Origin of the sequence: Reyranella sp. (assembly GCF_965249915.1) — a bacterium.
Lineage (GTDB): Bacteria > Pseudomonadota > Alphaproteobacteria > Reyranellales > Reyranellaceae > Reyranella.
This window is the reverse complement of sequence record NZ_OZ252257.1, coordinates 4,163,127-4,188,302: the sequence shown is the minus strand read 5'-3', so window position 1 is coordinate 4,188,302 and position 25,176 is coordinate 4,163,127. Positions and strand designations below refer to the sequence as shown.

The window sequence follows — 25,176 nt, the reverse complement described above, 5'->3', positions numbered from 1 at the left end:
CGGTGCGCCGAACCAAGACCTGTGTCATCGCGGGCGGGACGACCCCGCCCTGAAGCGTAGCGAAGGACCTTTGACTTATATGCGATAGCCCCTCCCGGTAACGAAAGGGACGAAGCGTTACTTGATGTACGTCGTGTCGAAGAGCGTATCCATGTTGTCGGGCTTGCTCTTGATCACGCCGATCTCGAGCAGCAGCTCGGCGGCTTCCTTGTTGAAGGCCTGGATCTCGCCGTTGAAGAACTTCTTGTTGGCTTCGCGGTCGGCCCACTTGATCTTGGACTGCGACTTCTCGAACTGCTCGGCGGTCTGCTTTACGTCGGCGCCCATGATGGTGAAGGCCTTCTGCTTGTCCTTCTCGATCATGTCGAGGGCCTGGAAGTAGCTCTCGGTGAGCGCCTTAACGGCCTTCGGGTTCTCCTTGATGAACTTCGGCGTGCAGCCGAACGAATCGAACACCATCGGGTACTGCAGCGAATCGGCGATCAGCTTGCCGGTCTCGGGCTTGTCGCGCACCAGGCTGAGATAGGGCTCGTAGGTGACGGCGGCGTCGAGGTCCTTGCCGGTGACGAAGGCGTTGGCGGCCGGCGCCGGCTCGAGGGTGACGAGCTTCACGTCCTTCAGCGACATGCCGTTCTTCTTCAGGATCCAGGCCAGCGTGAAATGCGGGTTGGTGCCCGGTGCCGAGGCCGCGATGGTCTTGCCCTTGAGGTCGGTGACCTTGGAGATGTCGTTGCGGGCGACGATGCCGTCCGAGCCCATGCCCTGGTCCATCTTGAAGAGCTGGGTGGTGGCGATGCCGTTGGTGTTCCACACGATCCAGGTCTCGACCGTGGTCGCGGCGCACTGCAGGTCGCCCGAGGCGATCGCGAGGTGGCGGTCCTTCTGCGGGATCTTCTTGATCGTGACGTCGAGGCCGTTGGCCTTGTAGATGCCGGCTTCCTTGGCCAGCGTGATCGGCGCGAAGCCGGTCCAGCCGGAAATGCCGATGGCGACCTTGGTGTCCTCGGCCTGGGCGACCGAGGCGCCTCCGGCGACGGCGGCCACCGCCACGACGGCGGCGAGTGCTTTGAACTTGGCCATTGATGAACTCCGTTAGAGGTGACTGCTACGAACGATAGACGACGGGAAAGATCGGCACATCGAGCGGTGCGCCGTCTTCGAGCCTGAGGTCGGGAAAGGGCGGCGAGGTCCGGCCGGCGCGCCGGGCGAAGACCGCGTCGTCGCCCACCCAGCGCGCCGAGAAGACGCGGCGGGCGCGCGGCGACTGGTTCCCCGGCGCCCCGTGGACGGTGCGGAAGTTGAAGGCGATGGCGTCGCCCGGCTGCATGTCCCAGCCCGCAATGTCGAGCGTCGGGCGCATCGCCTCGATGTCGGGCATCACCTCGAAATCGTCGTTGGCGTAGAGCCGCGTGCCGTCGAAGCGCATCGGGCGGAAGCCCTTGCCCCAGGTATGCGATCCCTTGATGCACTCCATCACGACATCGCGCGGCACGGGATCGAGCGGGATCCAGAAGCTGACGCTCTGCCGGCCCTCGACACAGTAATAGGGCTGGTCCTGATGCCAGGGGGTGACCGTGCTGCCGCCGGGCTGTTTCACGAGGACATGGTCATGGAAGAAGCGGGCGGTGCGCGAACCCATGAGGCGGGCGGCAATCTCCGCGGCGGGCGAATTGTAGACGAAGGCCTCGAATTCCGGGATGCGCTGCCAGTTGCACAAATCCTGGAAGAAGGGTGCCGAGCCATCGGCCGGCCGGACCGTCCGTTCGAGCGGGCTGGGATTGGCCATCAGCGCGTCGATGCCGGTCCGCAGCGGCTCGATCCAGGCGTCGAAAACCCCGCGCAGGAGGAGGACGCCATCCTGGCGGTAGCGCTCTGCGGAGTCGTCCGTTTCGGCGCGAGAAGGGCTGATCTGCATGCTTTGCCTGTAGCCTGTCTATACAAGTTTATACAGCAGGAAGCGTGCCAAATTTCCCCATTCCCGAGGGGCGGTATTGGCCATTTGCAGTCGCAATGGCCACTCGCTAAGACCGCGCGCTCAGCCCGATACGCAAGCCAGGAGCCGCCAGTGAGTATCGTCAGCTTAAAGGACAAGGTTTCGCCGGAAGAGTGGGCCGTCCGCGTCCAGCTCGCCTCGGCCTATCGGGCCGCCTTCGAAATGGGCTACGAACTTTCGATCTTCGGTCACATCTCGGCCCGCGTGCCCGGCGAACCCGACGCGCTGCTGCTCAATCCGTTTGGCCTGGCCTTCGACGAGATCACCGCGTCGAGCCTCGTGAAGGTCGACAAGAACCGCAGGATCCTGACCGAGAACGGCTACGAGCTGAACCAGGCCGGCTTCAACCTGCATTCCGGCATCATGTTCACCTCGCCGCACGTCAACGCGATCATCCATGCCCATACGCTGGACGGCGCCGCGGTCGGTGCGATGAAGGGCGGCTTCCAGCCGCTGACGCAGGACGGCGCGATGGTCTACCCGAAGGTCCGCTACCTCGACTATGACGGCATCGTCGTGCTGCCGGGCGAGGGCGAAGCCTCGGCCAAGGCGCTGGGACCGGACGGCCGCGTGCTGATCCTCAGGAACCACGGCACGCTGAGCGTCGGCGCCACCATGGGCGAGGCCTTCTTCTACTTCTACTTCTTCGAGAAGGCCTGCAGCATCCAGGTCCGCGCGCTCGCCAATCCCGCGGGCGTCCAGCCCATCTCCGAGAAGATCATGTCGGAGATGCCGGCCGAGGAAGCGACCGTGCTGAAGGGACTGACCAAGCTCGCCGAGCCGCACGAGAAGACGCCGTACGATGACATCTTCGCGGGCTTCATGCGCCGCGCCAAGCGCCGGTATCCCGACCTCGACAGCTGACCGCGGGTAGAGCGCCGAGAGCATAGAAGACGCCGCGCGGCAGACGGACGCCCTCCTCACTGCGCGGCCGCAGGCGCTTGGCATGACGCTTGCGTTCTCAACGTGGAATTTCCTGCGTTCGGAACGGAGAGCGAGGCGTGCCGCAACAGACTCAGCGCCGGATGATGCGTCTCGGCGCGTTCGTCCACGAGACGGGGCAGCACGTCGCTGCCTGGCGTCATCCCCAGGCCCACTTTCACTCGGGCGCGAGCTTTGCCGATGCGGTCGAGGTTGCCCAGACCGCCGAACGCGGCAAGTTCGACTTTCTCTTCCTGGCGGATACGGCCGCCGTCAGCCTCTCGGGAACACCCGAGTCCCGCGGCCGCATGGGCAAGGTGGTCAAGTTCGAGCCGATGACGATCCTGTCGGCGCTCGCCGCCGTCACGAAGCATCTCGGGCTCGTCGCCACGTCGACCACGACCTTCAACGAGCCCTATACGCTGGCCCGCCAGTTCGCCTCGCTCGACCAGATCAGCGGCGGCAGGTCCGGATGGAACCTCGTTACCTCGAACAACGAGGATGACGCGCTGAACTACAGTCTCGAACAGCATCCCGCACATGCCGACCGCTACGAGCGCGCCATCGAGTTCGCCGAGGTCGTCACCGGCCTGTGGGACAGCTGGGACGAGGATGCCTTCATCCGCGACAAGGAATCGGGCGTCTTCTTCGATCCGTCGAAGCTCCACCCGCTGCATCACAAGGGCAAACATTTCCAGGTGCGCGGTCCGCTGAACGTCGGCCGCTCGCCGCAGGGCCGGCCTGTGCTGGTCCAGGCCGGCGCCTCGGGGACCGGACGCGATGTCGCCGCGCGGCTCGCCGAGCTGGTGTTCACCGCGCAGACCACCTTCGAGCAGGGCAAGGAGTTCTACGGCGACGTGATGGGGCGGTTGCCGCGCTATGGCCGTTCGCCGGCCGAGGTTCTGGTGATGCCCGGCCTCTATCCGGTCGTCGCGCCGACGGAATCGGAGGCGCGGGAGAAGTTCGAATACCTGCAGTCGCTGATCCATCCCAGCGTCGGTCTCGCCGTGCTGGAACACACGATCGGCGTGCACGATCTCGACAAGCTGCCGCTCGACGGCCCCGTGCCCGAGATGCCCGACACCAACGGCCCGCTCAGCCGCCAGCGTCTCCTGCTCGACCAGGCACGCCGCGACAACCTCACTCTGTGGGAGCTGTGCCTCGCCAACGCCGGGCCGCGCGGTCACGTGCTCACGATCGGGACGCCGTCGCAGGTCGTCGACGAGATGGAACACTGGTTCAAGGACGGTGCCTGCGATGGCTTCAACGTGATGCCGGCCTGGCTGCCGGGCTCGCTCACCGATTTCGTCGACCTCGTGATCCCCGAACTGCAGCGCCGGGGGCTGTTCAGAACGGAGTATGAAGCCATGACCTTGCGCGGGAATCTCGGGCTGCCGCAGCCGATCAGCCGCTTCCATGCCGACCGTTTCGCGGGAGCCGCGCAATGATCGCCCGGAAGAAGTCCCACGGACCGGTGCTCGGCCGTCGGCAAGCGGTTGGGCTTGCCGCCGGAGCCCTTATGGCGGGGTCGATGAGGTCGGTGCAGGCTGCCGACGCCTCGACCTTCGTCAGCGGCTTTGCGCTGCCGATGAACCTCGATCCGCACCAGGTCTACGACGTGCCGATGCAGTCGATGATGCTGAACGCCTACGACAATCTCTATCGCTACCAGAACGACCCGCCGCAGATCGTGCCGTGGCTGGCCGAAAGCCACACCGTCTCCGACGATGGCCTGCTGTGGGAGTTCAAGCTTCGCCCCGGCATCAAGTTCCATGACGGCAGCCCGATGACGGCCGAAGACGTCGTCTACAGCTTCCGCCGCGTGCTGGCGCTGGCCCTCGCGCCCGCCGGCGCGTTCCTCAAGATCCTGAAGCCCGACAATGTCACGGCGCCCGATCCGCTCACCGTGCGGTTCAAGCTCGAGACCTCCTACGCGCCCTTTTTCGCAGCGATCCCGAGCATCTCGATCGTCAATCCGCGCCAGATCGAGCCCAACGTGAAGAACGGCGACTGGGGCAAGGCGTGGCTCGCGTCGAACGGTGCGGGTTCCGGCTCCTATCGCATCGTCTCCGCCGGCTACCGGCCGCTCGAATATCTCGACATGGAGATCAACGAGGGCCATTTCCTCGGCTGGTCGCACAATCCCAAGCCGGTCAAGAAGATCGCCTACCGGCCGACCAAGGAAACCTCGACCCGCGTGCTGGCCCTGCTGAACGGTTCGCTCGACTGCACCGACCCGAACCTGCCGGCCGACCAGGCGGAGCAGATCAACGCCTCCAAGATCGCCTATGTCCAGAAGGACGTCGTCATGCGGACCTTCGTCATCCGCATGAACAACAGCAAGCCGCCGTTCAACAATCTCAATGCGCGCCTGTGCTTCGCGCACGCCTTCAACTACATGGGATTCATCAACGATATCCTGGGCGGCTACGCGACGCGCGATCCCTATCCCATGCCCGAGAACCTGTGGGGCATTCCCAAGGACGCCAAGGGCTACGACTACGATCTGAAGAAGGCCAAGGAATACTACGCCAAGGCCGTCGCCGAAGGCGCGCCGATGAAGCGGCCGCTGGAGCTGCACGTGCAGTCGGAGAACGAGCAGAGCGTGCAGGGCGCCCAGCTCTTCCAGGCCGACCTGGCGCAGATCGGCATCAACCTCAAAGTCGTGGGCAACATCTGGTCGAACCTGACCACGGCCGCCGCCAAGCCGGACACCACCCCCGACATGTGGGTCCATTGGGTCAGTACCTACTTCGTCGATCCGGAGAACTGGGTCGGACAGATGTACGACAGCCAGTTCCACGGCACCTGGAAGGCTTCGTCCTACTACAAGAACGACCAGGTCGACGCGCTGCTGCGCAAGGCGCGCGCCGCCGTGAAGCAGGAGGAGCGCCAGCCGCTCTACGAGGAGGCCATCCGCAAGATCATGGCCGATTCGCCCGACATCTGGATCTACAATTCGATGCAGCTGCAGGGCCTCAACAAGCGCGTGAAGGGGCGCCGCTTCTGCACCGTCGGCCAGGGCGCGGAGATACGCTGGATCTCGCTCGAAGGCTGAAATGCTCCGGTTCGTCGTCCGGCGCTGCCTGCTCGTGCTGCCGTCGCTCCTCGGATTGCTGGTCATCACCTTCCTGTTGATCCGCGTCGTGCCGTCGGATCCGGCGGTCGCGATGGCGGGCGATGCCGCGACGCCCGAGCAGATCGAGCAGCTGCGCCAGCAATACGGCCTCAATCGCCCGATCTGGGAGCAGTTCGTCTCCTATGTGGGCAAGGTCGCGGCGCTCGATCTCGGCGAAAGTGCCTTCTCGCGTCGGCCGGTCGCGCTCGACATTGCCCAGCGCCTGCCGGCCACCCTGATGCTCACCTTCTGCGCGCTGGCGATCTCGGTCTTCGTCGGCGTGCCGTTGGGCGTCGTTGCCGGGCTCTCGCACAATGCCTGGCCGGATTATCTGCTGCGCGTCTTCTCGGTGATGGGCATTGCGGTGGCGGCTTTCTGGTTCGCCATCATGCTGCAGCTTCTGTTCTCGATGGAGCTCGGCTGGCTGCCCTTGCGGGGCGAACTCTCTCCCACCATCGCACGCCCGCCACGGGTCACCGGCTTCGTGGTGGCCGATGCGCTGATCGCCGGCCGTTTCGACGTGGCCGGCGACGCTCTGCGCCATCTCGTCCTGCCGGCGGTCACCCTGTCCCTGGGCGGGCTCGCCACCATCGTGCGCTTCACGCGCGCGGGCGTGCTCGACACGATGCAGCAGGATTTCGTCTTCTACGAACGCGCCATGGGCTATCGCCGGTGGCGTCTCCACTGGATCTACGTGCTGCGCAACTCGGTGACGGCGACCGTGACCCAGATCGGCCTGTTGTTCGGCGGCCTGATCGCGGGCGGCGTGGTGGTCGAGGCGATCTTCGACTGGCCGGGCATCGGCAGCTACACCGTACAGGCCATCCTGACGGGCGACCGGCAGGTCATGCTGGCCGTCACCCTCCTGGTCGGCGTGGTCTACGCCGCGGTCAACATTCTGACCGATCTGGTGCACGGCGTGCTCGATCCGCGGTTGATGGAGCGGGGATGAGCCCCATCCTGCGCAAACTCAGCCGCGATCTTCCGGCGATGCTGGGGCTCGCCATCGTGCTGTTCGTGCTGGTGATCGCGATCTTCGGGCCGATGCTGGCGCCGTACCCTGAGGATGCGGCGGCGTCGCACCTCACGCGCCGGCTGCGGCCGCCCAGCGCCGCCTTTCCGTTCGGCACCGACAATCTCGGCCGCGATATCTTCTCGCGCGTGATCCTGGGCGCGCGTGGCGCGCTCACGATCGCGCTGACCGTCGTGTCGACCGCCATGCTGATCGGCGTGCCCCTCGGCCTGGTCGCGGGCTATCGCGGCGGCTGGGTGTCCGAAGGCATCATGCGCGTCACCGACGTGGTGCTGGCGATCCCGCAGCTGATCCTCGCGCTCGCGCTCGCACAGCTCATGTCGCCCTCCCTCGAAAGCGCGATGCTCGCGCTCTCGCTCACCTACTGGCCGTATTTCACGCGCATCGTCTATGCCGAGACGCGGCGGCTCTCGTCGTCGCTGTTCGTCGATGCCCTGCGCGGCATCGGCGCGGGCAGCGGTCGCATCGTGTTCCTGCACATCCTGCCCAACGCGCTCTCGCCGGTGATCGTGCGCGCCACCATCGGGCTGGGCTTCACCATCCTGGTTGCGGCTGTCCTCGGCTTCCTCGGCATGGGCGCGACGCCGCCGGCGCCGGACTGGGGTCTCGCCATCGCCGAAAGCCGGACCTACCTGCCGCGTGCCTGGTGGTACGCGACCTTTCCCGGTCTCGCGATCCTGATCACGGTGATGGGCTTCAATCTCCTGGGCGACGGTCTGCGCGACATCGTCGATCCGCGCATCCGGCGGTCGCGATGATCCCGGTCCTCAATGTGCGCGGCCTCAAAGTGTCGATCCGCACCGACGAAGGCAGGGCCGAGATCCTCGACGATATCGGCCTCACCCTGGAGCGCGGCCGCATCCTGGGCGTCGTGGGCGAATCGGGCTGCGGCAAGTCCACGCTGATCCGCTCGATCATGGGCATCCTGCCGCGCGCGGCCACGGTGGACAGCGGAGAGATCTGGTTCGAGGGCGAGAACCTGCTGGCCTTCAGCGAGGCCGAGCTCAACGACGGCGTGCGCTCCAGCCGGATCGGCTTCATCCCGCAGGACCCGCTGCTGGCGCTCAATCCGGTGTTCAAGGTCGGCGCACAGATGCTCGAGATCATGCGTTGGCATGCGCCCGACGAAGGGCTGCGCGGTGCGGCGCGCCGGAAGGCGCATGTCGCCCGGCTGGTCGGCCTGCTCAAGCGCATGCAGGTGCCGGACCCGGAAACCGCGCTCGAACGCTACCCCCACCAGTTCTCGGGCGGTCAGCGCCAGCGCCTGCTGATCGCGGCAGCCCTCGCCTGTGCGCCGGGCTTGGTGATCGCCGACGAGCCCACGACCGCACTCGACGTCACGACGCAGCACCAGATCCTGCTCCTGCTGCGCGAGCTGGTGGCCGAGTTCGGAATCTCCTTGCTGTTCGTCACCCACGATTTCGGCGTCGTCGCCGAGCTGTGCGACGACCTTTGCGTCATCTATGCCGGTCAGACGGTGGAAGCGGGCAAGGTGCAGGCAATCCTCGATGCACCTTCGCATCCCTACACACGGGCCTTGCTCGCCTGTCATCCGGACCGCGCGACGACGTTCATCGGCATTCCGGGCACGGTCCCTTCGCCGCTGGCCCGCCCGCCGGGTTGTCTGTTTGCGCCGCGCTGCAACGATGCCCGAGCGCTTTGCCTGGCTGGACGACCGCCCCAGGGACGTGCGGACTCCGGCGCCGCGGTCCGTTGCGTGCAGTTCGCATGACCGCTGATCCGCTTCTGACGTTGCGCGACGTGTCCGTAAGGCTGGGCGGCCGCAAGGGCTTCCTCCAGCGCACACTGCCGCCGGTGCAGGCGGTCAAGCAGGTCAGCCTCGACCTGCGCGGTGGCGAGATCCTCTCGCTGGTGGGCGAGTCCGGCTGCGGAAAGACGACGCTCGGCCGCACCATCCTCGGCCTGCAGCGCGAGAGCGAGGGCGAGATCCTGCTGGAGGGACAGCGGGTGAGCGGCCTCGCGCCGGAAGAGGCGCGGCGGGCGCGCAGCATCGTGCAGTATTCGCACCAGGATGCCGGTGCGGCGCTCGATCCGTGGTGGAGCATCGGGCGGACCCTGGAAGAGGGGCTCAGGATCCATGGCGTGCGCAACGCTTCGGAGCGGCGCGAGCGGGTTGCGGCGATGCTGCAGGCGGTCGGGCTCGATCCGACGGCGGCGCGGCGCTATCCGCACGAATTCTCCGGCGGCCAGCTTCGGCGGCTGGCGCTGGCGCGCATACTCCTGCTGCGGCCGCGCGTGCTGATCCTCGACGAGCCGACGTCGGGCCTCGACATGTCGGTTCAGGCGACGGTGCTGAACCTGTTGCTGGAACTGCGGGAGCGCTTCTCGCTGACCTATCTCTTCATCTCGCACGACCTGTCGGTGGTGGAGCGCCTGTCCGACCGGGTGGCGATCATGTATCTCGGCCGCATCGTCGAGCTGGGCACGGCGAAGACCGTGTTCGCCCATCCGACCCATCCCTATACCCGCACGCTTCTCGCGGCGGCACCCAGGCTCACGGGACGGCGTGCAGGGGGGCCTTCCCTTGTGCGGGGCGATCCGCCGAATCCGCGCCTCGTCCTGCCCGGATGTTCCTTCTTCGACCGCTGCCCGATGGCCGTGCCGGCGTGCCGGGAAACGACACCCGTCCTGCAAGCCGTTGCGACCGGCCAGGATGTCGCGTGCCTTCGGGCCGACGCGATGACGCAGGAAGGGCCGCTCGTCGAGCAGACTGCTTCCATCGGAGCAAAGCGCCGCGCCTGACCGGAGGGTGCGGCAGCTCTTTCCGTGCGATTCCGGGATGCGCGTGGATGGCATGCCGCTTGCTGCCTGTCCGGGATCAAAGGCAGGTGCAGGATGGAAATCGGCGTCTTCATTCCGATCGGCAACAATGGCTGGCTGATCTCGTCGACCTCGCCGCAATACACGCCGAGCTTCGACCTTAACCGCGAGGTCGTGCAGCGCGCCGAGCGCTACGGGTTCGACTTCGCCATGTCGATGATCAAGCTGCGCGGGTTCGGCGGCAAGTCGCGCCATTGGGACGACAATCTCGAATCCTTCACCCTGATGGCGGGCCTCGCCGCGGTGACGACGCGCATCGACCTCATTGCCACGGTCGCGGTGCTCACCCTGCCGCCGGCCATCACCGCGCGCATGGCGGTGACGATCGACAGCATCTCGAAGGGCCGCTTCGGCGTGAACCTCGTCACCGGCTGGCAGAAGGCCGAATACGACCAGATGGGCCTGTGGCCGGGCGAGGAGCATTTCAAGCATCGCTACGACATGGTCACCGAGTACGTGACGGTCATGAAGGAGCTCTGGGAGACCGGCCAATCCGACTTCAAGGGCAGCTACTTCACCATGAACGACTGCCGGCTCTCGCCGCTGCCGTCGCGCCCGATCAGGCTGATCTCGGCCGGCACCAGCGACGCGGGCATGAAGTTCGCGGCCGAGCACTGCACCTATAATTTCTGCAGCGGCCAGGGCGAGGCCAACGATCCGCGCGACTGCGCCGAAGCGGTCGGCCGCCTCAAGGCCGCCTGTGCCGCGGCGGGCCGCGACGTGAAGGCGCTGGCGCTGACCATGATCATCGCCGACGAAACCGACGAAGCCGCAATGGCCAAGTGGGAGCACTACAAGGCGGGCGTCGACCTCGACGCCATTGGCTGGCGCTCCGACCAGGCCGCCTCTGACAAGTTCGCCGCCGAGAACTCGACAGCCGGTCGCATCCGCCGCCGCGAGCCGCTGCCCAACAACGGCTCGCGCCTGATCGGCTCCTACGCCACGGTCGCCCGCCTTCTCGACGAGATGGCCGAGATCGACGGGCTGGCCGGTGTGATGCTGACCTTCGACGACTTCATCATCGGCATCGAACAGTTCGGCCAGCGCATCCAGCCGCTGATGAAGAGCCGCGCCAGGCTTTCAGTGGCGGCGTAACGCCGGTCAGGCACCTCATCGGAGCGCGCAACTCCCGTTGCGCTCGAATTTCGTCGATGAGCAGGCGATGGGCGCAATTGGAGTGCGCGCTCCCTTGACTAGACCACGCACCCGTAGTGCGCCGACGACACCAGCTTCGTGTACTTGTCGTGCACGGAGCCGGGGCGCGGACGGTCGGCCGCGGCGGGCGGGCGCCAGTCGGCCATGCGGCGGGCGAGCTCCTCGTCGGAGATTTCGAGGTTCAGGGTGCGGGCACCCGGGTCGATGACGATCGTGTCGCCGTCGCGCACCGCCGCGATCGGGCCGCCGCGCGCCGCTTCCGGCGAGATGTGGCCGATCAGGATGCCGTGGCTGACGCCCGAGAAGCGGCCGTCGGTGATCAGCGCCACGTCCTCGCCGAGCCCGCGTCCCTGGAGCTGGATGGTGAGCATCACCATTTCGGGCATGCCAGGCCCGCCCACCGGACCGACATTGCGCACCACCACGACATTGCCGGGAACGATCTCGCCGGCGCGAATGGCCTTCATCGTGTCGGCCTCCGATTCGAAGACGCGCGCGGTGCCCCGGAACTCGCCCTTCTCCAAAGTCTTGCCGCTGAGCTTCAGCAGGCAGCTCTCCGGCGCGATGTTTCCCTTCAGCACGCTGATATGGTTGTTCGCGGGCGCCGCCGGCCTGGACACGGGGAGCACGATGTCCTGCTTGCCGATCTCCTCGAGCGTCGGCACCGATTCCAGGTTTTCCGCCAGCGTCTTGCCCGTCACGGTCATGACGTCGCCATGGAGGAAGCCGTTGCGCAGCAGCTCCTTCATCACGACGGGCACGCCGCCGATCTCGTGCAGGCTCACCATCGCATACGGCCCGTGCGGCTGCAGATTGCAGATCAGCGGCATGCGTTCGCCGACCTGCTGGATGCGCTCGATGGTGATCGGCACCTGCGCCTCGCGCGCGATGGCGAGCAGGTGCAGGTACATGTTGGTCGATCCGCCCATCGCATAGACCGTCGCGATGGCATTCTCGAAGGCCTTCTCCGTCATGATGTCGCGCGGGCGGATGCCGGCTGTCATCAGATGATAAAGCGCGTCGACAGACGCCTTGGCCTGCGCCCGCACGTCGGCATGGATGCCGCTGCCGGCCTTGTAGTCCGCCGGATGCGAGGCGCCGCGCGGCAGCATCATGCCGATCGCCTCGGCGATGGTGCTCATCGTGTTGGCGGTGAACATCGCCCCGCAGGTGCCGCTGCCCGGCATGACGTTGCTTTCGAGTTCGAGCAGTTCCTCACCGGAGATGCGGCCGGCCTCGTTGGCAGCGCGGCCCTCGACATAGTCCATGATGGTAAGATTGTTGCCTTTCGAGGCCCAGGCGCCGAACGAGACGCGGCCGGGCGAGCTGGTGCCGGGATAGAGCACCAGGCCGAAAGCGTTGGTGCGGGCCAGCGGCATGAGGGCGGCGGCGCCGGTCTTGTCGCAGCCCGAGATCACGATCATCGCGTCGCCGTGATGGGCGTAGTGGCCGATCTCGAAACAGTCGGCCACGACGTCGCGCGACACCAGGCTGTAGCCGGCCGTCGGCGTGCCTTGCGTCAGCGCATCGGACACGGCCGGGGCCCCGACGATCAGTCCGTTTCCACCGCGCTCGGCCAGCAGTTCGACCAGCAGATCGCTGATGGTGCGCACCCGGTTGTTGCAGCGATGGGCGTTGGTATAGGCGCTGGCGATCGTGACCACGGCACTCGTCTGCGCCACATGATCGGGCTCGAAGCCGGCGGCCCGAAGCTCGACGCGGGATTTCTTCCAGTAGGTGCTGCTGTCTTTTTTCATGTCGTTCCCGCGGGAAGGAGGTTTTCGGGCGCGAGCCATTTTCCACGCCCGTTTCCCTGCGGCCAGCGAAAACAGCGGCGAATTCCGATGCCGATGGTCGAAGCGAAGGCTCCGTGCTGCGATAGGGGCGGCGAAAGGAACATCGGTCTCCCGATCCCCTTCAAATCGACGGACACGTTTCATTGCGTCCCGTCGGCCTGCGTTTCAAGTTGGCATAGTGGCTGGCGAGGCTTTCGAGGCCGGGTCGGCGCAACGGCCAACGGTGGAGAGCCGCGCTTCCCCCTGCGGCTCTCCGCTACGGAGACCAGAGGCAATGCACATCCTTCGTCATTCCCCGCGCCCGTCACGAGCCCGCTCACGGTGCTGTTGTAGCGGCTGAGACCGGCGGCGCGAGCTGCTTCCAACAATCAACTGACGATCGCGGTCGAGGCCGGCGCTCTTCGAGAGCTGTCCTGCCGTGCCCGGACCGCTGCTCACCACAACAGGAGACATCCATGATCAACAGAAGACACCTGCTTGCCGCCGTGCCGGCATCGCTCGTCGCGGGCTCGGCTCTCGGCCAGGAGGCGCCCAAGTCCGCCAAGGCGAAGGAGTTGCGCTTCGGCTATCAGCGCAGCGGCACGCTGCTGATCGCCAAGCAGCAGGGCGTTCTGGAGAAGCGGCTCAAGCCGTTCGGAGTCGAAGTCAAATGGGTCGAGTTCTCGTTTGGGCCGCCGCTGCTCGAAGCGATGAACGTCGGCAGCATCGACTACGGCACGGTGGGCGACACGCCACCGATCTTCGCGCAGGCGGCGAAGGCGAAGCTTGTCTATGTGGCGGCCGTGGAAGCCGCAGGCTCGGGGGCGGCCATCCTCGTTCCGCCGGGCTCGACCCTGCAGACCCTGGCCGATCTCAAGGGCAAACGCGTGGGCTTCGCGCGCGCCTCCAGTGCCCACAATCTCACGATCGCGGCCGTGGAGAAGGCGGGTCTGTCCTGGAGCGACATCACACCGGTGCAGTTGCCGCCGGCCGATGCGCGCACGGCCTTCGACAGCGGCGCGCTCGATGCCTGGACGATCTGGGATCCGTATTTCGCGGTCGCCGAGAAGCGTGCGGGCGTCCGCATTCTCGCCACGGCGCGCGGCATCGCCAAGCAGAACGCCTTCTTCCTCGGCAATGCCGACTACACGAAGAACAATCCCGAAGTCATCGCGGCGGTGAACGAGGAACTGGCCAAGGTCGCGTTGTGGGCGGAGGCCAATCGGCCCGCCGTGGCGAAGGTCCTGGCCGAAGCGACCGGCATCGATGTCGCCTCGTGGCTGCGCGCGGTCGATCGTACCGACTATCGGGTCGCTCCCCTGAACGAGGACGTGATCGAGGAGCAACAGCGGGTGGCCGACCGGTTCCACCGGCTGGGCCTGATCCCGAACAAGGTCGCGGTGCGTGACATCGTCTGGAAGTGGGAGGTCCGCACGTGAGCGACGCCCAGATCACGCTCCGTCCGCCGAACCCCTCCGTCGCCTTGGCGCGAACGGAGGCGGCCGGCCGACCGCGCCGCCCCGGCACCACCCTGAAGCGCTTCCTGCTCAGCGATGCGGCCGCCTGGATCGTGCCGGTGCTGATCCTGCTGGTGTGGCAGATCCTGTCGCAGTTCGACGTCCTGCCGGCCAATGTCATCTCCGCGCCCAGCGAGGTCGTCGATGCCGCCTGGCGACTGACTCTGAGCGGAGAGCTGCCGGGGCATATCCTCGTGAGCGCCAAGCGGGCAGCGATCGGCTTCCTGATCGGCGGCAGCCTCGCCTTCGCGTTCGGTCTGCTGAACGGCGTGTCCCGGATCGGCGAGAAGTTGACCGACACGACGTTCCAGATGATCCGGAACATCCCGAACCTCGCAATGGTGCCGCTGGTCATCCTGTGGTTCGGCATCGAGGACAGCGCCCGCGTCTTCCTCGTGGCGCTGGGCGTCTTCTTCCCGATCTACATCAATACCTATCACGGCATCCGCACGGCCGATGCGCAGCTCGTCGAGATGGGCCGGTCTTACGGCATGTCGAACTGGGATCTGTTCAGGCGGGTCATCCTGCCGGGGGCGCTGCCGTCGATCTTCGTCGGGCTGCGTTACGCCTTGGGCATCATGTGGCTCACCCTGATCGTTGCCGAGACGATCGCGGCCAATTCCGGCATTGGCTACATGGCGATGAACGCCCGCGAGTTCATGCAGCTCGATGTCGTCGTCCTCTCGATCCTCCTCTATGCGCTGCTCGGCAAGTTGGCCGACAGCACCGCACGCTTTCTCGAGCGCACGACGCTGCAGTGGCATCCCGCCTTCCAGGTCCATCGCAAGGGAGTTTGACATGGTCGACGACATTCTCGTGCGTGCCCTGCTCGACGAGGGGCTTCCGCTGGTCGAGGAGCCGGAAGCGCCCGCCAGAACGCCCGATCTGCCGACGGGCGGCGTCGGCCTCACGATCCGTGGACTGACCAAGGCCTTCGGCGACAACAGTGTCCTTCACGGCATCGACCTGCACGTACCCCCGGGCCAGTTCCTGAGCGTCATCGGCAAGAGCGGCTGCGGCAAGAGCACTCTGTTGCGCATTCTCGCGGGGCTCGACCGGCCGACCTCGGGCGATGTGCTGTTCGACGGTGTGCCGGCGGATCGTACGCCGCATGTCGGCAGGCTGATGTTCCAGGAGCCACGGTTGCTGCCGTGGGCGCGCGTGCTCGGCAACGTCGAGGTCGGGCTGGGCGAACTCCGCGGCGAGCCGGGCGCGAAAGAGCGCGCGCTGGCGAAGCTGGCGGCCGTCGGCCTCGAGGCGAGGGCCGGTGACTGGCCGTCGGTGCTGTCGGGCGGCCAGAAGCAGCGGGTGGCGTTGGCGCGGGCGCTGGCGAGCAGCCCGCACTTTCTCGCTCTCGACGAGCCGCTGGGGGCGCTCGACGCTTTGACGCGCATCGACATGCAGGCGCTGGTCGAGCGGGTCTGGCGCGAGCAGGGATTCACCGCCGTGCTCGTCACGCACGATGTCACCGAGGCAATCGTCCTGGGCGACCGTGTCATCCTGATCGAGGACGGACTCATCAAGCTGGAGATCGACGTCGACCTGCCGCGTCCGCGGCGCCGGGGAACGCCCGAGGTTGCGGCGCTGGAAGAGAAGATTCTGCGCCATCTGTTCAGCGATGGCGGATATGTCCGCCAACGGGAGGCCACATAGATATGTCCGGTGCCAATATCCTCTGGTTCCTGCCGACGCATGGCGACGGGCGATACCTCGGCAGTTCGATCGGCGCGCGGCCGGTCGAGCTCGCCTATCTCCGTCAGATCGCCCAGGCTGCCGACGATCTCGGCTATTTCGGCGTGCTGCTGCCCACGGGGCGGACGTGCGAGGATTCCTGGCTGGTGGCCTCGGCGCTTGCGCCGTTGACCGAGCGGCTGCGCTATCTCGTGGCCGTGCGGCCGGGTCTGCTCTCGCCGACGCTGGCCGCGCGGATGACCGCGACGCTCGATCGCCTGTCGAACGGCCGACTCCTGATCAACGTCGTGACGGGCGGTGATCCGGCGGAGTCGCGCGCCGATGGCGTGTTCCTCGATCATGACGCGCGCTATGCCGTGACGCGCGATTTCCTGTCCATCTATCGCCGGCTGCTTGCCGGGCAGGAGGTGAGCGAACAGGGACGCCATCTGCATGTCGAAGGCGCCCGGCTGGTGTTTCCGCCGCACCAGGCGGCCGGTCCCGCCATCTACTTCGGTGGCTCTTCGAGTGCCGGCATCGAGGTGGCGGGCGAGTATGTCGACAAGTACCTGACCTGGGGCGAACCCCCGGCGCAGGTAGCCGAGAAGCTGTCGATCGCCGCCGTTTCGGCCGCGCGCCACGGTCGGCGACTGAGTTTCGGTATCCGGCTGCATGTGATCGTGCGCGAAACCAGCGAGGAGGCGTGGCGCGCCGCGGACCGTCTCATCGAGCATCTCGACGATGCCACCATCGCGGCGGCCCAGCAGAACTTCGCCCGCATGGAGTCGGTCGGCCAGCAGCGCATGGCGGCGCTGCATGGTGGCCGGCGTGACCGGCTTGAGATCAGTCCCAACCTCTGGGCGGGCGTCGGTCTCGTGCGCGGCGGTGCGGGCACCGCCCTGGTCGGTGATCCGCCGACCGTCGCGGCCCGGATCGCCGAATACCAGGCACTGGGCATCGATACCTTCATCCTGTCCGGCTATCCGCATCTCGAAGAAGCGTATCGCTTCGCGGAGCTCGTGTTCCCGCTGCTCGACCTCGCGGAAACCACGGGTCCACGGCGCGCGCCGTTCGAGCAGGCGACTTCCGGCACCGGCGTGGCTGGCCTCCGCCCGGCCGAAGCGCCTCGGCCCCGCGCCGCCTGAGCAGAGGAGGTCGTGTCCCTCCGCGGGCGGCGATCCGCCGCGGGCATTGTGGCAGGCGCATTTGCGGCCGGATCCGCCCTCGTGAGTGAACCGACGATTGCCCTCGCGTGCCACCGGGTCTCTAATCGCCCGGTCCAAGGCGCGAACCCCGGAGCGATCGAATGGCGAGCAGCATCACCGTGACACCGATCGCCGGCTCCCTCGGAGCCGAGGTGACGGGTGTCGACCTGCGCACCATGGACAATCACGACTGGGCGCAGGTCCACCAGGCGTTCCTCGACCACAAGGTGATCGCGATCCGCGACCAGGATCTGTCGCCGCAGGACCTGATGGATGTGGGCGCACGCTTCGGCGAACCGAACCACTATCCTTTCGTGAAGGGCATGGACGATTTCCCGTTCCTGTTCGACATCGTCAAGGAGCCGTCCGAGACGCGCAATTTCGGCGGCGGTTGGCATTCCGACACGACCTATATGAGGACCCCGCCGCTCGCGACCCTGCTCTACGCGCTGGAGACGCCGGAGCGGGGCGGCGACACGCTCTATTGCGACATGGTCGCGGCCTACGAGAGTCTTTCGGACCGCCTGAAGGTGATGCTGGGCACGCTCAAGGGCGTGAACAGTGCCGGTCTGAAGCACCTCGGCGGTCGCAAGGCGCATCACGCGGTGGTCGGCGGCATGAAAATCACCGGAACCGAGGACGCCGATTCCTATGAGGCGGTGCATCCGATCGTGCGCACCATCGAGGAGACAGGCCAGAAGGCGCTCTATTGCAGCATCGGCCACACCGTCGCCTTCGAGGGCATGACGCCGGAAGAGAGCAAGCCGATGATCGACTGGCTGCAGGCTCATGCGACTCGGCCGGAGTTCACCTGCCGCGTCCACTGGAAGCCCGGCACGCTCACGATCTGGGACAACCGGCGAACGATGCACAATGCCATCAACGACTATCACGGCATGCGCCGCCATATGCGGCGCCTGACCTCGGGGCCGACGAATCCCGTCTGAACGGGTGTGATCGTTCTCACCTCGGTCCGATGCGGCAAAGAGACCTCTGCGCGCAGTGCATTTCGATGATCGGCTGGCCGCGCTTTCGCTGTGGCGCGCCCTTGTCTATCTGAGATGTCGAACCCACCATTCGCGGGATTTGCAATGACCGAGGCTACCGGGCCGCTCGCCGGCCTACGCATTCTGGACCTGACGACCGTGCTCTTCGGCCCCTTTGGTGCTCAGACGCTGGGCGACTGGGGCGCCGAACTCATCAAAGTCGAGGGCCTTACCGGCGATCAATGGCGCTATACCGGCCAGTTCCGCAACAGGGGCATGAGCGGGCAGTTCATGGCCGCCAACCGCAACAAGCGCAGCGTGGCAATCGATCTGAAATCGCCCGGCGGTGCGGAAGTGCTTCGTCGCCTCGTGGCGCAGGCCGACGCGCTGGTGACGAATATCCGGCCCGCCGCGCTGGAACGGCTCGGCTTCGGCTACGAGGCCTGCAAGGCGCTTAATCCGAAGATCATCTATGCGGCCGCGACCGGCTTCGGCCAGGATGGCCCTTGGGCCAAGCGGCCGGCATTCGACGAGATCGTCCAGGCGGCCTCCGGTCTTGCCTCTTCCATCGGGACCGACGACGAGCCTGCCTTCGTGCCCAGCCTCGTCGGCGACAAGCTCTGCGGGCTTGCGCTCGCCGGCGCCGTGGCGGCCGCGCTCGTCTACCGGGAGCGTACCGGCAAGGGCCAGCTCGTCGAAGTCCCGATGCTGGAGACGGTGGCGGCGTTCAACAGCATCGAGATGCTGGGTGGCCACGCCTTCGTCCCGCCGATCGGGCCCGCAGGCTACAAGCGCGTCAAGGAACGCAAGCCGGTCAAGACCAGGGACGGCTGGCTCACGATGCTCCCTTATTCCGGCGACAACTGGTGCACTTTCTTCGAAACGGTCGGCCGTCCCGAATGCATCGAGGAGTTCGCGGTTCGCGACCCGATCAAGCGGGCGGCCAACATCGACGCGATCTACGCGCGGATGAAGGAGATCGCACTTGAGCGGACCACCGCTGAATGGGAAGAGTTGCTGCTCAAGATCGACGTGCCCCATGCCTCGTTCGCCAAGATGACGGAAGTCGGCGAGCAGCCGCATCTCAAGGCCGTCGGGCTGTTCCAGAAGTTGGAGCATCCGACGGAAGGGACGATCCAGCAGGCACGCCCGCCGGCGCGCTTTTCCGAAAGCCCGGCCGCGATCCGTCGCCTGCCGCCCCGGCTGGGCGAGCATACGCGCGAGATTCTCGCCGAAGTCGGCTACAGCGAGGCCGACATCGACGCCCTGCTCAGCGCCAAGGCGATCGGCGAGTCCGCGCCTGCATAAGGCGCGGGCGGTTACCGCCATGGGGTGAAGCCGCGCCTTTCTTGACCTGGGTCAAGGTCTCCGACGCTCATTCAGGCAGAGTGGCGCGGCCGTGATCGCCGGTTCGCGGCGGGCTGCCCCATTGGCCGCCATGCGTCATCCGGCGACGATTCCGCATGCCCATGGAAGGATCGACCGATGGTGCCGGACAAGGGTTCGTCCATGGTTTCCTCGACCGCCGCGCACGACTCCTATGTCGTCACGGCGCTGTCGGACATTACCGATCGCGCCCTGCATGCGGCGTTGGCGCGATTTACGCTGGGGCTCTCGCCGGCGGCGGTTGCGGCGGCCTATCTCGACTGGCTTGTCCATCTGATGGCCGCTCCCGGCAAGCGCCTGCAGCTGCTCGACAAGATGGCACGTAAAACGATGCGCCTTGCCGACTTCGCCTCGCAGCAAATGGTGCATCCCGGCAAGGCCGCACCCGCGATCGAACCGCTTCCCCAGGACCGCCGGTTTGCCGGGGAGGTCTGGCAGCATCTGCCCTTCAACATCTTCTATCAGGGCTTCCTGCTGCAGCAGCAATGGTGGCACGCCGCGACGTCCGACGTTCGCGGCGTCACGCGCCATCACGAGGAGATCGCCCGGTTCGGCTGCCGTCAGATCCTGGACGTCTTCGCACCCTCGAACTTTCTGCCGACGAACCCCGAACTCCAGCAGCGCACCTTCGAAACCGGCGGCCAGAACCTCCTCGTCGGGATGCAGCATCTGTTCGAAGACTGGCAAAGGGCCATCAGCGGCAAGAGGCCGGCGGGGAGCGAAGCCTATGTGGTGGGCGGCAACGTCGCGGCGACCGCGGGCAAGGTGGTCTTCCGCAATCGGCTGATCGAGTTGCTGCAGTACGAACCGGTGACCGCGCAGGTCCACGCCGAGCCGGTGCTGATCGTGCCGGCATGGATCATGAAGTACTACATTCTCGACCTGTCGGCGCAGAATTCGCTGGTGAGATACCTGACGGCGCAGGGTTTCACCGTGTTCATGATCTCGTGGAAGAACCCCGTCACCGACGACCGCGATCTGGGCCTGGACGACTATCGTCGCCTGGGGGTGATGGCGGCGCTCGATGCCATTGCCGCCATCGTCCCCGAGCGCAAGGTGCACGCCATGGGCTATTGCCTGGGCGGCACATTGCTGTCGATTGCCGCTTCGGCGATGGCACGGGACGGCGACCTGCGTCTCAAGACGATGACGTTGCTGGCGGCGCAGACCGATTTCACCGAAGCCGGCGAACTCATGCTGTTCATCGACGAGAGCCAGATCGCCTTCCTCGAGGACATGATGTGGGAGCAGGGATTTCTGGACGCCAAGCAGATGGCCGGCGCTTTCCAGATGCTGCGGTCGAACGACCTCATCTGGTCCGTGGTCCTGCATCGCTACCTCATGGGGACCCGCGAGCCGATGAGCGATCTCATGGCGTGGAACGCGGATGCGACGCGTCTGCCCTATCGGATGCATTCGGAGTATCTGCGCGGCCTGTTCCTCGCCAACGACCTCGCGGAAGGAAGGTATCTGGTCGAGGGCCGGCCGGTTGCGCTGACCGACGTCCGCGTTCCGATCTTCGCCGTCGGAACGTCATGGGATCACGTGGCGCCCTGGAGATCGACCTACAAGATCCACCTGCTGGCGGATACCGAGGTGACGTATGTGCTGACCAACGGCGGGCACAATGCCGGTATCGTGTCGGAACCGGATCGCGCCGGTCGGCATCATCAGGTCATGACCAAGAAGGCGGAGGATCGCTATGTCGATCCCGAGACCTGGCTGGCGATCGCGCCGAAGCGGGACGGCTCCTGGTGGCCCACGCTCGCGGCCTGGCTCGCGTCTCATTCGGAGGGCACGGTGTCGCCGCCCCCAATGGGCAATCCCGCCGCTGGACTGGCGGCGCTCTGCGATGCACCGGGCACCTATGTCTTGCAGGAGTGATCGAGCCGGACGAAGCGCGACGGCGCTCATGCCGTTGCCGTCTCAGTCCATGCGTGTACCAAGGAGCGCGACGTAGAAGATGAAGAGCGTCCCGATGACGACCAGGATCACGATTGCGGTCGGAACGAGGTATCGCGAGTAACCAGAGCGAGACCTCATGGAATGCTCATTTTCCGGGAGCAGGACGCCTGGGATGGGGTTTCGACCACGCCTCCGGCCCTTTCAGGAGGGAAGGCTGTGCCGGCCGTCGCGGGTAGGAGCCACCGAACGGGGGCGTCGTCCTGCCAGCGAGGAGCTGCTGCACGAAGACGATGGCCAGGAGGCAAAGCGGCGTGCCCAGGAAGACCGCGATGTCCGCGATCGTCAGATATTCAAGCAAGGTAGCCGACGGCTGCATGGGCAAGTTCCTCGAATGATTATTCGAGTTTGCCCAACTGTCGGTCGAGCGACCTTGCTCCAGATCAAAGCCGCCGCCCCTACGTACGAACGCGAGGCAGACCATGCTGCTTCACCAGCAAGCGGGCAGCTTGTTCCGAACCGGATTGGAGATTGATGCAACTCCCGGGCCATCGCGGCTCGTCGCGCGAACTATAAAAAGTGACCGGATCGACGGCTTTTGGGAAACTCCCAACAGTCATCGTACCTCGGAGGCGGCCCTTGGAAATCGGCGTATTCATCCCGATCGGCAGCAACGGCTGGATCGTCTCGACGACGTCGCCGCATTACAGGCCGAGCTTCGAACTGAACAAGCAGACCACGCTCAACGCGGAGAAGTATGGGTTCGACTTCGCCCTGTCGATGATCAAGCTGCGCGGATTCGGCGGCAAGAGCGAGTTCTGGGACCACAATCTCGAATCCTTCACCCTGATGGCCGGACTCGCGGCCGTGACGTCCCGCATCAGGCTCTATGCGACCGTGCCGACGCTCGCAATTCCGCCGGCGATCGCGGCCCGCATGTGCTCGACGATCGATTCGATCTCGCACGGCCGCTTCGGCCTCAACGTCATCACCGGGTGGCAGCGGCCGGAATACTCGCAGATGGGAATCTGGCCGGGCGACGAGTATTTCGCGCGCCGCTACGACTATGCGGCCGAGTACGTCCAGGTGATGCGCGAGCTGTGGGAGACCGGCACGTCCAACTTCAAGGGCGAGTTCTTCCGCATGGAGGACTGCAAGCTGAGCCCGCGCCCGCAGCAGCCGATGAAGGTGATCTGCGCCGGGCAGAGCGATGCCGGCATGACGTTCACGGCGAAGTACGCGGACTACAATTTCTGCTTCTGCAAGGGCTACAACACGCCGACCGCCTGTGCCGACACGGTCGAACGCATGCAGAGGATCGCCGCCGGCAGCGGCCGGGACATCGCGACCTATGCGCTGTTCATGATCATCACCGGCGACACCGATGCCGAGGCGGAAGCCAAGTGGCAACACTACAAGGACGGCGCGGATCTGGAGGCCCTCAAATGGCTGACCGATCAGGGCAGTGCCGACAAGAAGTCTGGCGCCGATACAAACGTGAAGCACATGATCGATCCGAAATCGTCGGTGAACCTGAACATCGGGCTTCTCGTGGGCAGCCACGCCAAGGTGGCGCGAATGATGGACGAGGTGGCGACGATCCCCGGCCTGGCCGGCACGTTGCTGACCTTCGACGAGTTCGTGAGCGGTACCGAGATCTTCGGTGAGCGCATCCAGCCCCTGATGAAGAGCCGCAGGCATGTCGCCTCGGCTGTCGCCCCTGTCGCGGAGGCCGCGGAATGAGCAAGCCCGTCAGCTACTTCCCGTCCGACGATCCAAATGCGCGCCATCTCGAGGCACAGCCGGAGGCGCTGCTGATCCGGCCGCAGGAGACCGCGCTGATCGTGGTCGACATGCAGAATGCCTATGCCTCGAAGGGTGGCTATCTCGATCTCGCCGGCTTCGACGTCTCGGGCGCCGCGGCGGCCATCGAGAAGACGCAACTGGCCTGTGCCGCCGCCCGCGCGGCGGGCGTGACGGTCATCTATTTCCAGAACGGTTGGGATCCGGACTATGTCGAGGCGGGCGGCCCCGGATCGCCCAACTTCCACAAGTCGAATGCGCTCAAGACCATGCGCGCGAAGCCCGAGCTGCAGGGCAAGCTGCTGGCCAAGGGCGGCTGGGACTACGAGCTGGTGCAGGAGCTGCAGCCGCAGGCCGGCGACATCGTGGTTCCCAAGCCACGCTACTCCGCCTTCTACAACACCAACCTCGACAGTATCCTGCGCTCGCGCGGCATCCGCTCGCTGGTGTTCACCGGCGTCGCGACCAACGTGTGCGTCGAGTCCACGCTGCGCGACGGGTTCTTCCTCGAATATTTCGGCGTGGTTCTCCACGACGCCTGCCATCATGCCGGGCCGGACTTCGTGCAGAAGGCCTCGCTCTACAACATCGAGAAGTTCTTCGGCTGGGTCTCGTCGGTGGAGGCTTTCCAGAAGGCGCTGAAGGACAACACCAATCCGACGCTGACGACGAAGGGAGCAGAGTGATGCCGATGAAACCCGTGATCCCGGCCGGTTCCGGCAAGACCCTGGCGCCCTATTCGCCCGGCGCGATGGCCGACGGCATCGTCTATGTCTCGGGCACGCTGGCGCTCGACAAGGAAACCAATGTCGTCCATGTCGGCGACGCCGCGAAGCAGACCGAGTTCGTGCTCGAACAGATCAAGTCGGTGATCGAGGCGGCCGGCGGTACCATGGCCGACGTCACCTTCAACCAGATCTTCCTGACGGACTGGGCCAATTACGCGGCGATCAACGCCGTCTATGCGACGTATTTTCCCGGCGACAAGCCGGCGCGGTACTGCATCCAGTGCGGGCTGGTGAAGAAGGACGCGCTGGTCGAGATCGCCACGACGGCGCATGTCGGCAAGAGTTAAGTGAGCGTCGACGTCCTCGAAAGCACGCGGAAGGATGCGCCGACCGTGCTGCTCTCGTCCGGGCTGGGCGGCGCGGCGGGTTACTGGGCGCCGCAGCTTGACGCGCTGCGGTCGCGTTACCGCGTGATCACCTACGACCAGGCGGGGACGGGGCGTGCGAAACAGGCCCTGCCGGACGCCTACTCGATCGCCACCATGGCCGACGACGTGCTGACGATCCTCGACGAAACCGCGACCCCTGCCTGTCACTTCGTGGGGCACGCGCTCGGCGGACTGGTCGGGCTGGACCTCGCCCGCCAAGCGCCGGAGCGACTTACGTCGCTCACCGTCGTGAACGGCTGGGCGACAGCGGACGAGCATACGAAGCGCTGCTTCGAGGCGCGGCTCCTGCTGCTGGAACATGCCGGCCCTGCCGCCTATGTACGCGCTCAGCCGATCTTCCTCTATCCGGCCCTGTGGCTGGCCCGGAACGCCGAGCGCGCGCGCAGCGAGGACACGCACGGGCTGGCCCACTTCCAGGGCGAGGAAACCCTGCGTCGCCGCATCGGCGCGCTCCTGCGCTTCGACGCGACCGCGGACCTCGCCGCGATCAAGACACCTGTCTTCGTCATGGGTGCGCGAGACGATGTGCTCGTCCCCGTCAGCAAATCCCAGGAACTCGCCGCCGGTCTGCCCAACGCGGTGCTGCAGATCGCGGACTATGGGGGGCATGCCGTGAACGTCGTCGAGCCTGACGCGTTCAATGCGGCGCTCCTCGATTTTCTCGGCCGGGTGTAGGTCGCCGCCGGCTTGCCG

The 25,176-nt window shown here is 66.0% G+C and carries 22 protein-coding genes; 19 read left to right on the top strand and 3 right to left on the bottom strand.

Annotated elements, in window-relative coordinates; all coding sequences use genetic code 11:
- Positions 1-117: 117 nt before the first annotated feature.
- Together ACP15H_RS20785 and ACP15H_RS20780 are read right to left on the bottom strand one after the other, a co-directional pair.
- Positions 118-1,080, bottom strand: a complete 963-nt coding sequence (locus ACP15H_RS20785; RefSeq protein WP_425068044.1) for an ABC transporter substrate-binding protein — start codon at positions 1,078-1,080, stop codon at positions 118-120.
- Positions 1,081-1,105: 25 nt separating this feature from the next.
- The gene (locus ACP15H_RS20780; RefSeq protein ID WP_425068043.1) at positions 1,106-1,915 is read right to left on the bottom strand and encodes a phytanoyl-CoA dioxygenase family protein; all 810 of its coding nucleotides are present in this window, start codon (positions 1,913-1,915) and stop codon (positions 1,106-1,108) included.
- 150 nt (positions 1,916-2,065) lie between these two features.
- Between ACP15H_RS20780 and ACP15H_RS20775 the strand changes: the two genes are divergently transcribed.
- From ACP15H_RS20775 to rutA (ACP15H_RS20740), 8 genes are all read left to right on the top strand, one after another.
- Positions 2,066-2,857: a class II aldolase/adducin family protein gene (locus ACP15H_RS20775; protein WP_425068042.1), complete on the top strand. Its 792-nt coding sequence runs from the start codon at positions 2,066-2,068 to the stop codon at positions 2,855-2,857.
- A gap of 137 nt (positions 2,858-2,994) precedes the next feature.
- Positions 2,995-4,362 (top strand): LLM class flavin-dependent oxidoreductase, encoded by a 1,368-nt coding sequence (locus ACP15H_RS20770; RefSeq protein WP_425068041.1) that lies wholly within the window; start codon positions 2,995-2,997, stop codon positions 4,360-4,362.
- A gap of 83 nt (positions 4,363-4,445) precedes the next feature.
- A complete protein-coding gene (locus ACP15H_RS20765; RefSeq protein ID WP_425068040.1) occupies positions 4,446-5,972 on the top strand; it encodes an ABC transporter substrate-binding protein in 1,527 nt (508 codons plus the stop codon).
- Position 5,973: 1 nt separating this feature from the next.
- A complete protein-coding gene (locus ACP15H_RS20760) occupies positions 5,974-6,984 on the top strand; it encodes an ABC transporter permease (RefSeq protein WP_425068039.1) in 1,011 nt (336 codons plus the stop codon).
- Positions 6,981-7,823 carry an ABC transporter permease gene (locus ACP15H_RS20755; protein ID WP_425068038.1) on the top strand — a complete coding sequence of 281 codons (843 nt, stop codon included), beginning with the start codon at positions 6,981-6,983 and terminating at the stop codon, positions 7,821-7,823. The genes ACP15H_RS20760 and ACP15H_RS20755 overlap by 4 nt, the downstream gene beginning before the upstream one ends.
- Positions 7,820-8,797 carry an ABC transporter ATP-binding protein gene (locus ACP15H_RS20750; RefSeq protein WP_425068037.1) on the top strand — a complete coding sequence of 326 codons (978 nt, stop codon included), beginning with the start codon at positions 7,820-7,822 and terminating at the stop codon, positions 8,795-8,797. Before ACP15H_RS20755 ends, ACP15H_RS20750 begins: the two co-directional genes overlap by 4 nt.
- Positions 8,794-9,828, top strand: a complete 1,035-nt coding sequence (locus ACP15H_RS20745) for an oligopeptide/dipeptide ABC transporter ATP-binding protein (protein WP_425068036.1) — start codon at positions 8,794-8,796, stop codon at positions 9,826-9,828. Before ACP15H_RS20750 ends, ACP15H_RS20745 begins: the two co-directional genes overlap by 4 nt.
- 93 nt (positions 9,829-9,921) lie before the next feature.
- On the top strand, positions 9,922-11,001 hold the full coding sequence (gene rutA, locus ACP15H_RS20740) for a pyrimidine utilization protein A (RefSeq protein ID WP_425068035.1): 1,080 nt from the start codon (positions 9,922-9,924) through the stop codon (positions 10,999-11,001).
- Between the two features lie 98 nt (positions 11,002-11,099).
- On the opposite strand, the gene ACP15H_RS20735 is transcribed toward rutA (ACP15H_RS20740), so the two are convergent.
- Complete coding sequence (locus ACP15H_RS20735) at positions 11,100-12,818, bottom strand: dihydroxy-acid dehydratase (RefSeq protein WP_425068034.1); 1,719 nt, start codon at positions 12,816-12,818, stop codon at positions 11,100-11,102.
- A 494-nt stretch (positions 12,819-13,312) separates the two neighbouring features.
- Between ACP15H_RS20735 and ACP15H_RS20730 the strand changes: the two genes are divergently transcribed.
- The 11 genes from ACP15H_RS20730 (at position 13,313) to rutD (ending at position 25,158) form a co-directional block, all read left to right on the top strand.
- Positions 13,313-14,275, top strand: coding sequence for a sulfonate ABC transporter substrate-binding protein (locus ACP15H_RS20730; protein WP_425068033.1), 963 nt, complete (start codon positions 13,313-13,315; stop codon positions 14,273-14,275).
- Between the two features lie 92 nt (positions 14,276-14,367).
- Positions 14,368-15,150 (top strand): aliphatic sulfonate ABC transporter permease SsuC, encoded by a 783-nt coding sequence (gene ssuC / locus ACP15H_RS20725; protein ID WP_425069941.1) that lies wholly within the window; start codon positions 14,368-14,370, stop codon positions 15,148-15,150.
- A 1-nt stretch (position 15,151) separates the two neighbouring features.
- Positions 15,152-16,006, top strand: coding sequence for an ATP-binding cassette domain-containing protein (locus ACP15H_RS20720; RefSeq protein WP_425068032.1), 855 nt, complete (start codon positions 15,152-15,154; stop codon positions 16,004-16,006).
- Between the two features lie 2 nt (positions 16,007-16,008).
- On the top strand, positions 16,009-17,169 hold the full coding sequence (ssuD, locus tag ACP15H_RS20715; RefSeq protein ID WP_425068031.1) for an FMNH2-dependent alkanesulfonate monooxygenase: 1,161 nt from the start codon (positions 16,009-16,011) through the stop codon (positions 17,167-17,169).
- Between the two features lie 161 nt (positions 17,170-17,330).
- On the top strand, positions 17,331-18,176 hold the full coding sequence (locus ACP15H_RS20710; RefSeq protein ID WP_425068030.1) for a TauD/TfdA dioxygenase family protein: 846 nt from the start codon (positions 17,331-17,333) through the stop codon (positions 18,174-18,176).
- A gap of 144 nt (positions 18,177-18,320) precedes the next feature.
- A complete protein-coding gene (locus tag ACP15H_RS20705) occupies positions 18,321-19,523 on the top strand; it encodes a CaiB/BaiF CoA transferase family protein (protein WP_425068029.1) in 1,203 nt (400 codons plus the stop codon).
- A 201-nt stretch (positions 19,524-19,724) separates the two neighbouring features.
- A complete protein-coding gene (locus tag ACP15H_RS20700) occupies positions 19,725-21,485 on the top strand; it encodes a PHA/PHB synthase family protein (RefSeq protein WP_425068028.1) in 1,761 nt (586 codons plus the stop codon).
- A gap of 657 nt (positions 21,486-22,142) precedes the next feature.
- Positions 22,143-23,246, top strand: coding sequence for a pyrimidine utilization protein A (rutA, locus tag ACP15H_RS20695; protein WP_425068027.1), 1,104 nt, complete (start codon positions 22,143-22,145; stop codon positions 23,244-23,246).
- Positions 23,243-23,992: a pyrimidine utilization protein B gene (rutB, locus tag ACP15H_RS20690; RefSeq protein ID WP_425068026.1), complete on the top strand. Its 750-nt coding sequence runs from the start codon at positions 23,243-23,245 to the stop codon at positions 23,990-23,992. The genes rutA (ACP15H_RS20695) and rutB overlap by 4 nt, the downstream gene beginning before the upstream one ends.
- Positions 23,992-24,381 carry a pyrimidine utilization protein C gene (gene rutC / locus ACP15H_RS20685; RefSeq protein ID WP_425068025.1) on the top strand — a complete coding sequence of 130 codons (390 nt, stop codon included), beginning with the start codon at positions 23,992-23,994 and terminating at the stop codon, positions 24,379-24,381. The genes rutB and rutC overlap by 1 nt, the downstream gene beginning before the upstream one ends.
- Positions 24,382-25,158, top strand: coding sequence for a pyrimidine utilization protein D (rutD, locus tag ACP15H_RS20680; protein WP_425068024.1), 777 nt, complete (start codon positions 24,382-24,384; stop codon positions 25,156-25,158). It begins immediately after the preceding gene.
- The last annotated feature ends 18 nt before the right edge of the window (positions 25,159-25,176 follow it).

Coding starts and splice junctions, on each gene's coding strand:
- ACP15H_RS20785 (WP_425068044.1), bottom strand. CDS start 1,080: ATGGCCAAGTTCAAAGCACTCGCCGCCGTCGTGGCGGTGGCCGCCGTC.
- ACP15H_RS20780 (WP_425068043.1), bottom strand. CDS start 1,915: ATGCAGATCAGCCCTTCTCGCGCCGAAACGGACGACTCCGCAGAGCGC.
- ACP15H_RS20765 (WP_425068040.1), top strand. CDS start 4,446: ATGAGGTCGGTGCAGGCTGCCGACGCCTCGACCTTCGTCAGCGGCTTT.
- ACP15H_RS20760 (WP_425068039.1), top strand. CDS start 5,974: ATGCTCCGGTTCGTCGTCCGGCGCTGCCTGCTCGTGCTGCCGTCGCTC.
- ACP15H_RS20755 (WP_425068038.1), top strand. CDS start 6,981: ATGAGCCCCATCCTGCGCAAACTCAGCCGCGATCTTCCGGCGATGCTG.
- ACP15H_RS20750 (WP_425068037.1), top strand. CDS start 7,820: ATGATCCCGGTCCTCAATGTGCGCGGCCTCAAAGTGTCGATCCGCACC.
- ACP15H_RS20745 (WP_425068036.1), top strand. CDS start 8,794: ATGACCGCTGATCCGCTTCTGACGTTGCGCGACGTGTCCGTAAGGCTG.
- rutA (WP_425068035.1), top strand. CDS start 9,922: ATGGAAATCGGCGTCTTCATTCCGATCGGCAACAATGGCTGGCTGATC.
- ACP15H_RS20735 (WP_425068034.1), bottom strand. CDS start 12,818: ATGAAAAAAGACAGCAGCACCTACTGGAAGAAATCCCGCGTCGAGCTT.
- ACP15H_RS20730 (WP_425068033.1), top strand. CDS start 13,313: ATGATCAACAGAAGACACCTGCTTGCCGCCGTGCCGGCATCGCTCGTC.
- ACP15H_RS20720 (WP_425068032.1), top strand. CDS start 15,152: ATGGTCGACGACATTCTCGTGCGTGCCCTGCTCGACGAGGGGCTTCCG.
- ssuD (WP_425068031.1), top strand. CDS start 16,009: ATGTCCGGTGCCAATATCCTCTGGTTCCTGCCGACGCATGGCGACGGG.
- ACP15H_RS20710 (WP_425068030.1), top strand. CDS start 17,331: ATGGCGAGCAGCATCACCGTGACACCGATCGCCGGCTCCCTCGGAGCC.
- ACP15H_RS20705 (WP_425068029.1), top strand. CDS start 18,321: ATGACCGAGGCTACCGGGCCGCTCGCCGGCCTACGCATTCTGGACCTG.
- ACP15H_RS20700 (WP_425068028.1), top strand. CDS start 19,725: ATGGTTTCCTCGACCGCCGCGCACGACTCCTATGTCGTCACGGCGCTG.
- rutB (WP_425068026.1), top strand. CDS start 23,243: ATGAGCAAGCCCGTCAGCTACTTCCCGTCCGACGATCCAAATGCGCGC.
- rutC (WP_425068025.1), top strand. CDS start 23,992: ATGCCGATGAAACCCGTGATCCCGGCCGGTTCCGGCAAGACCCTGGCG.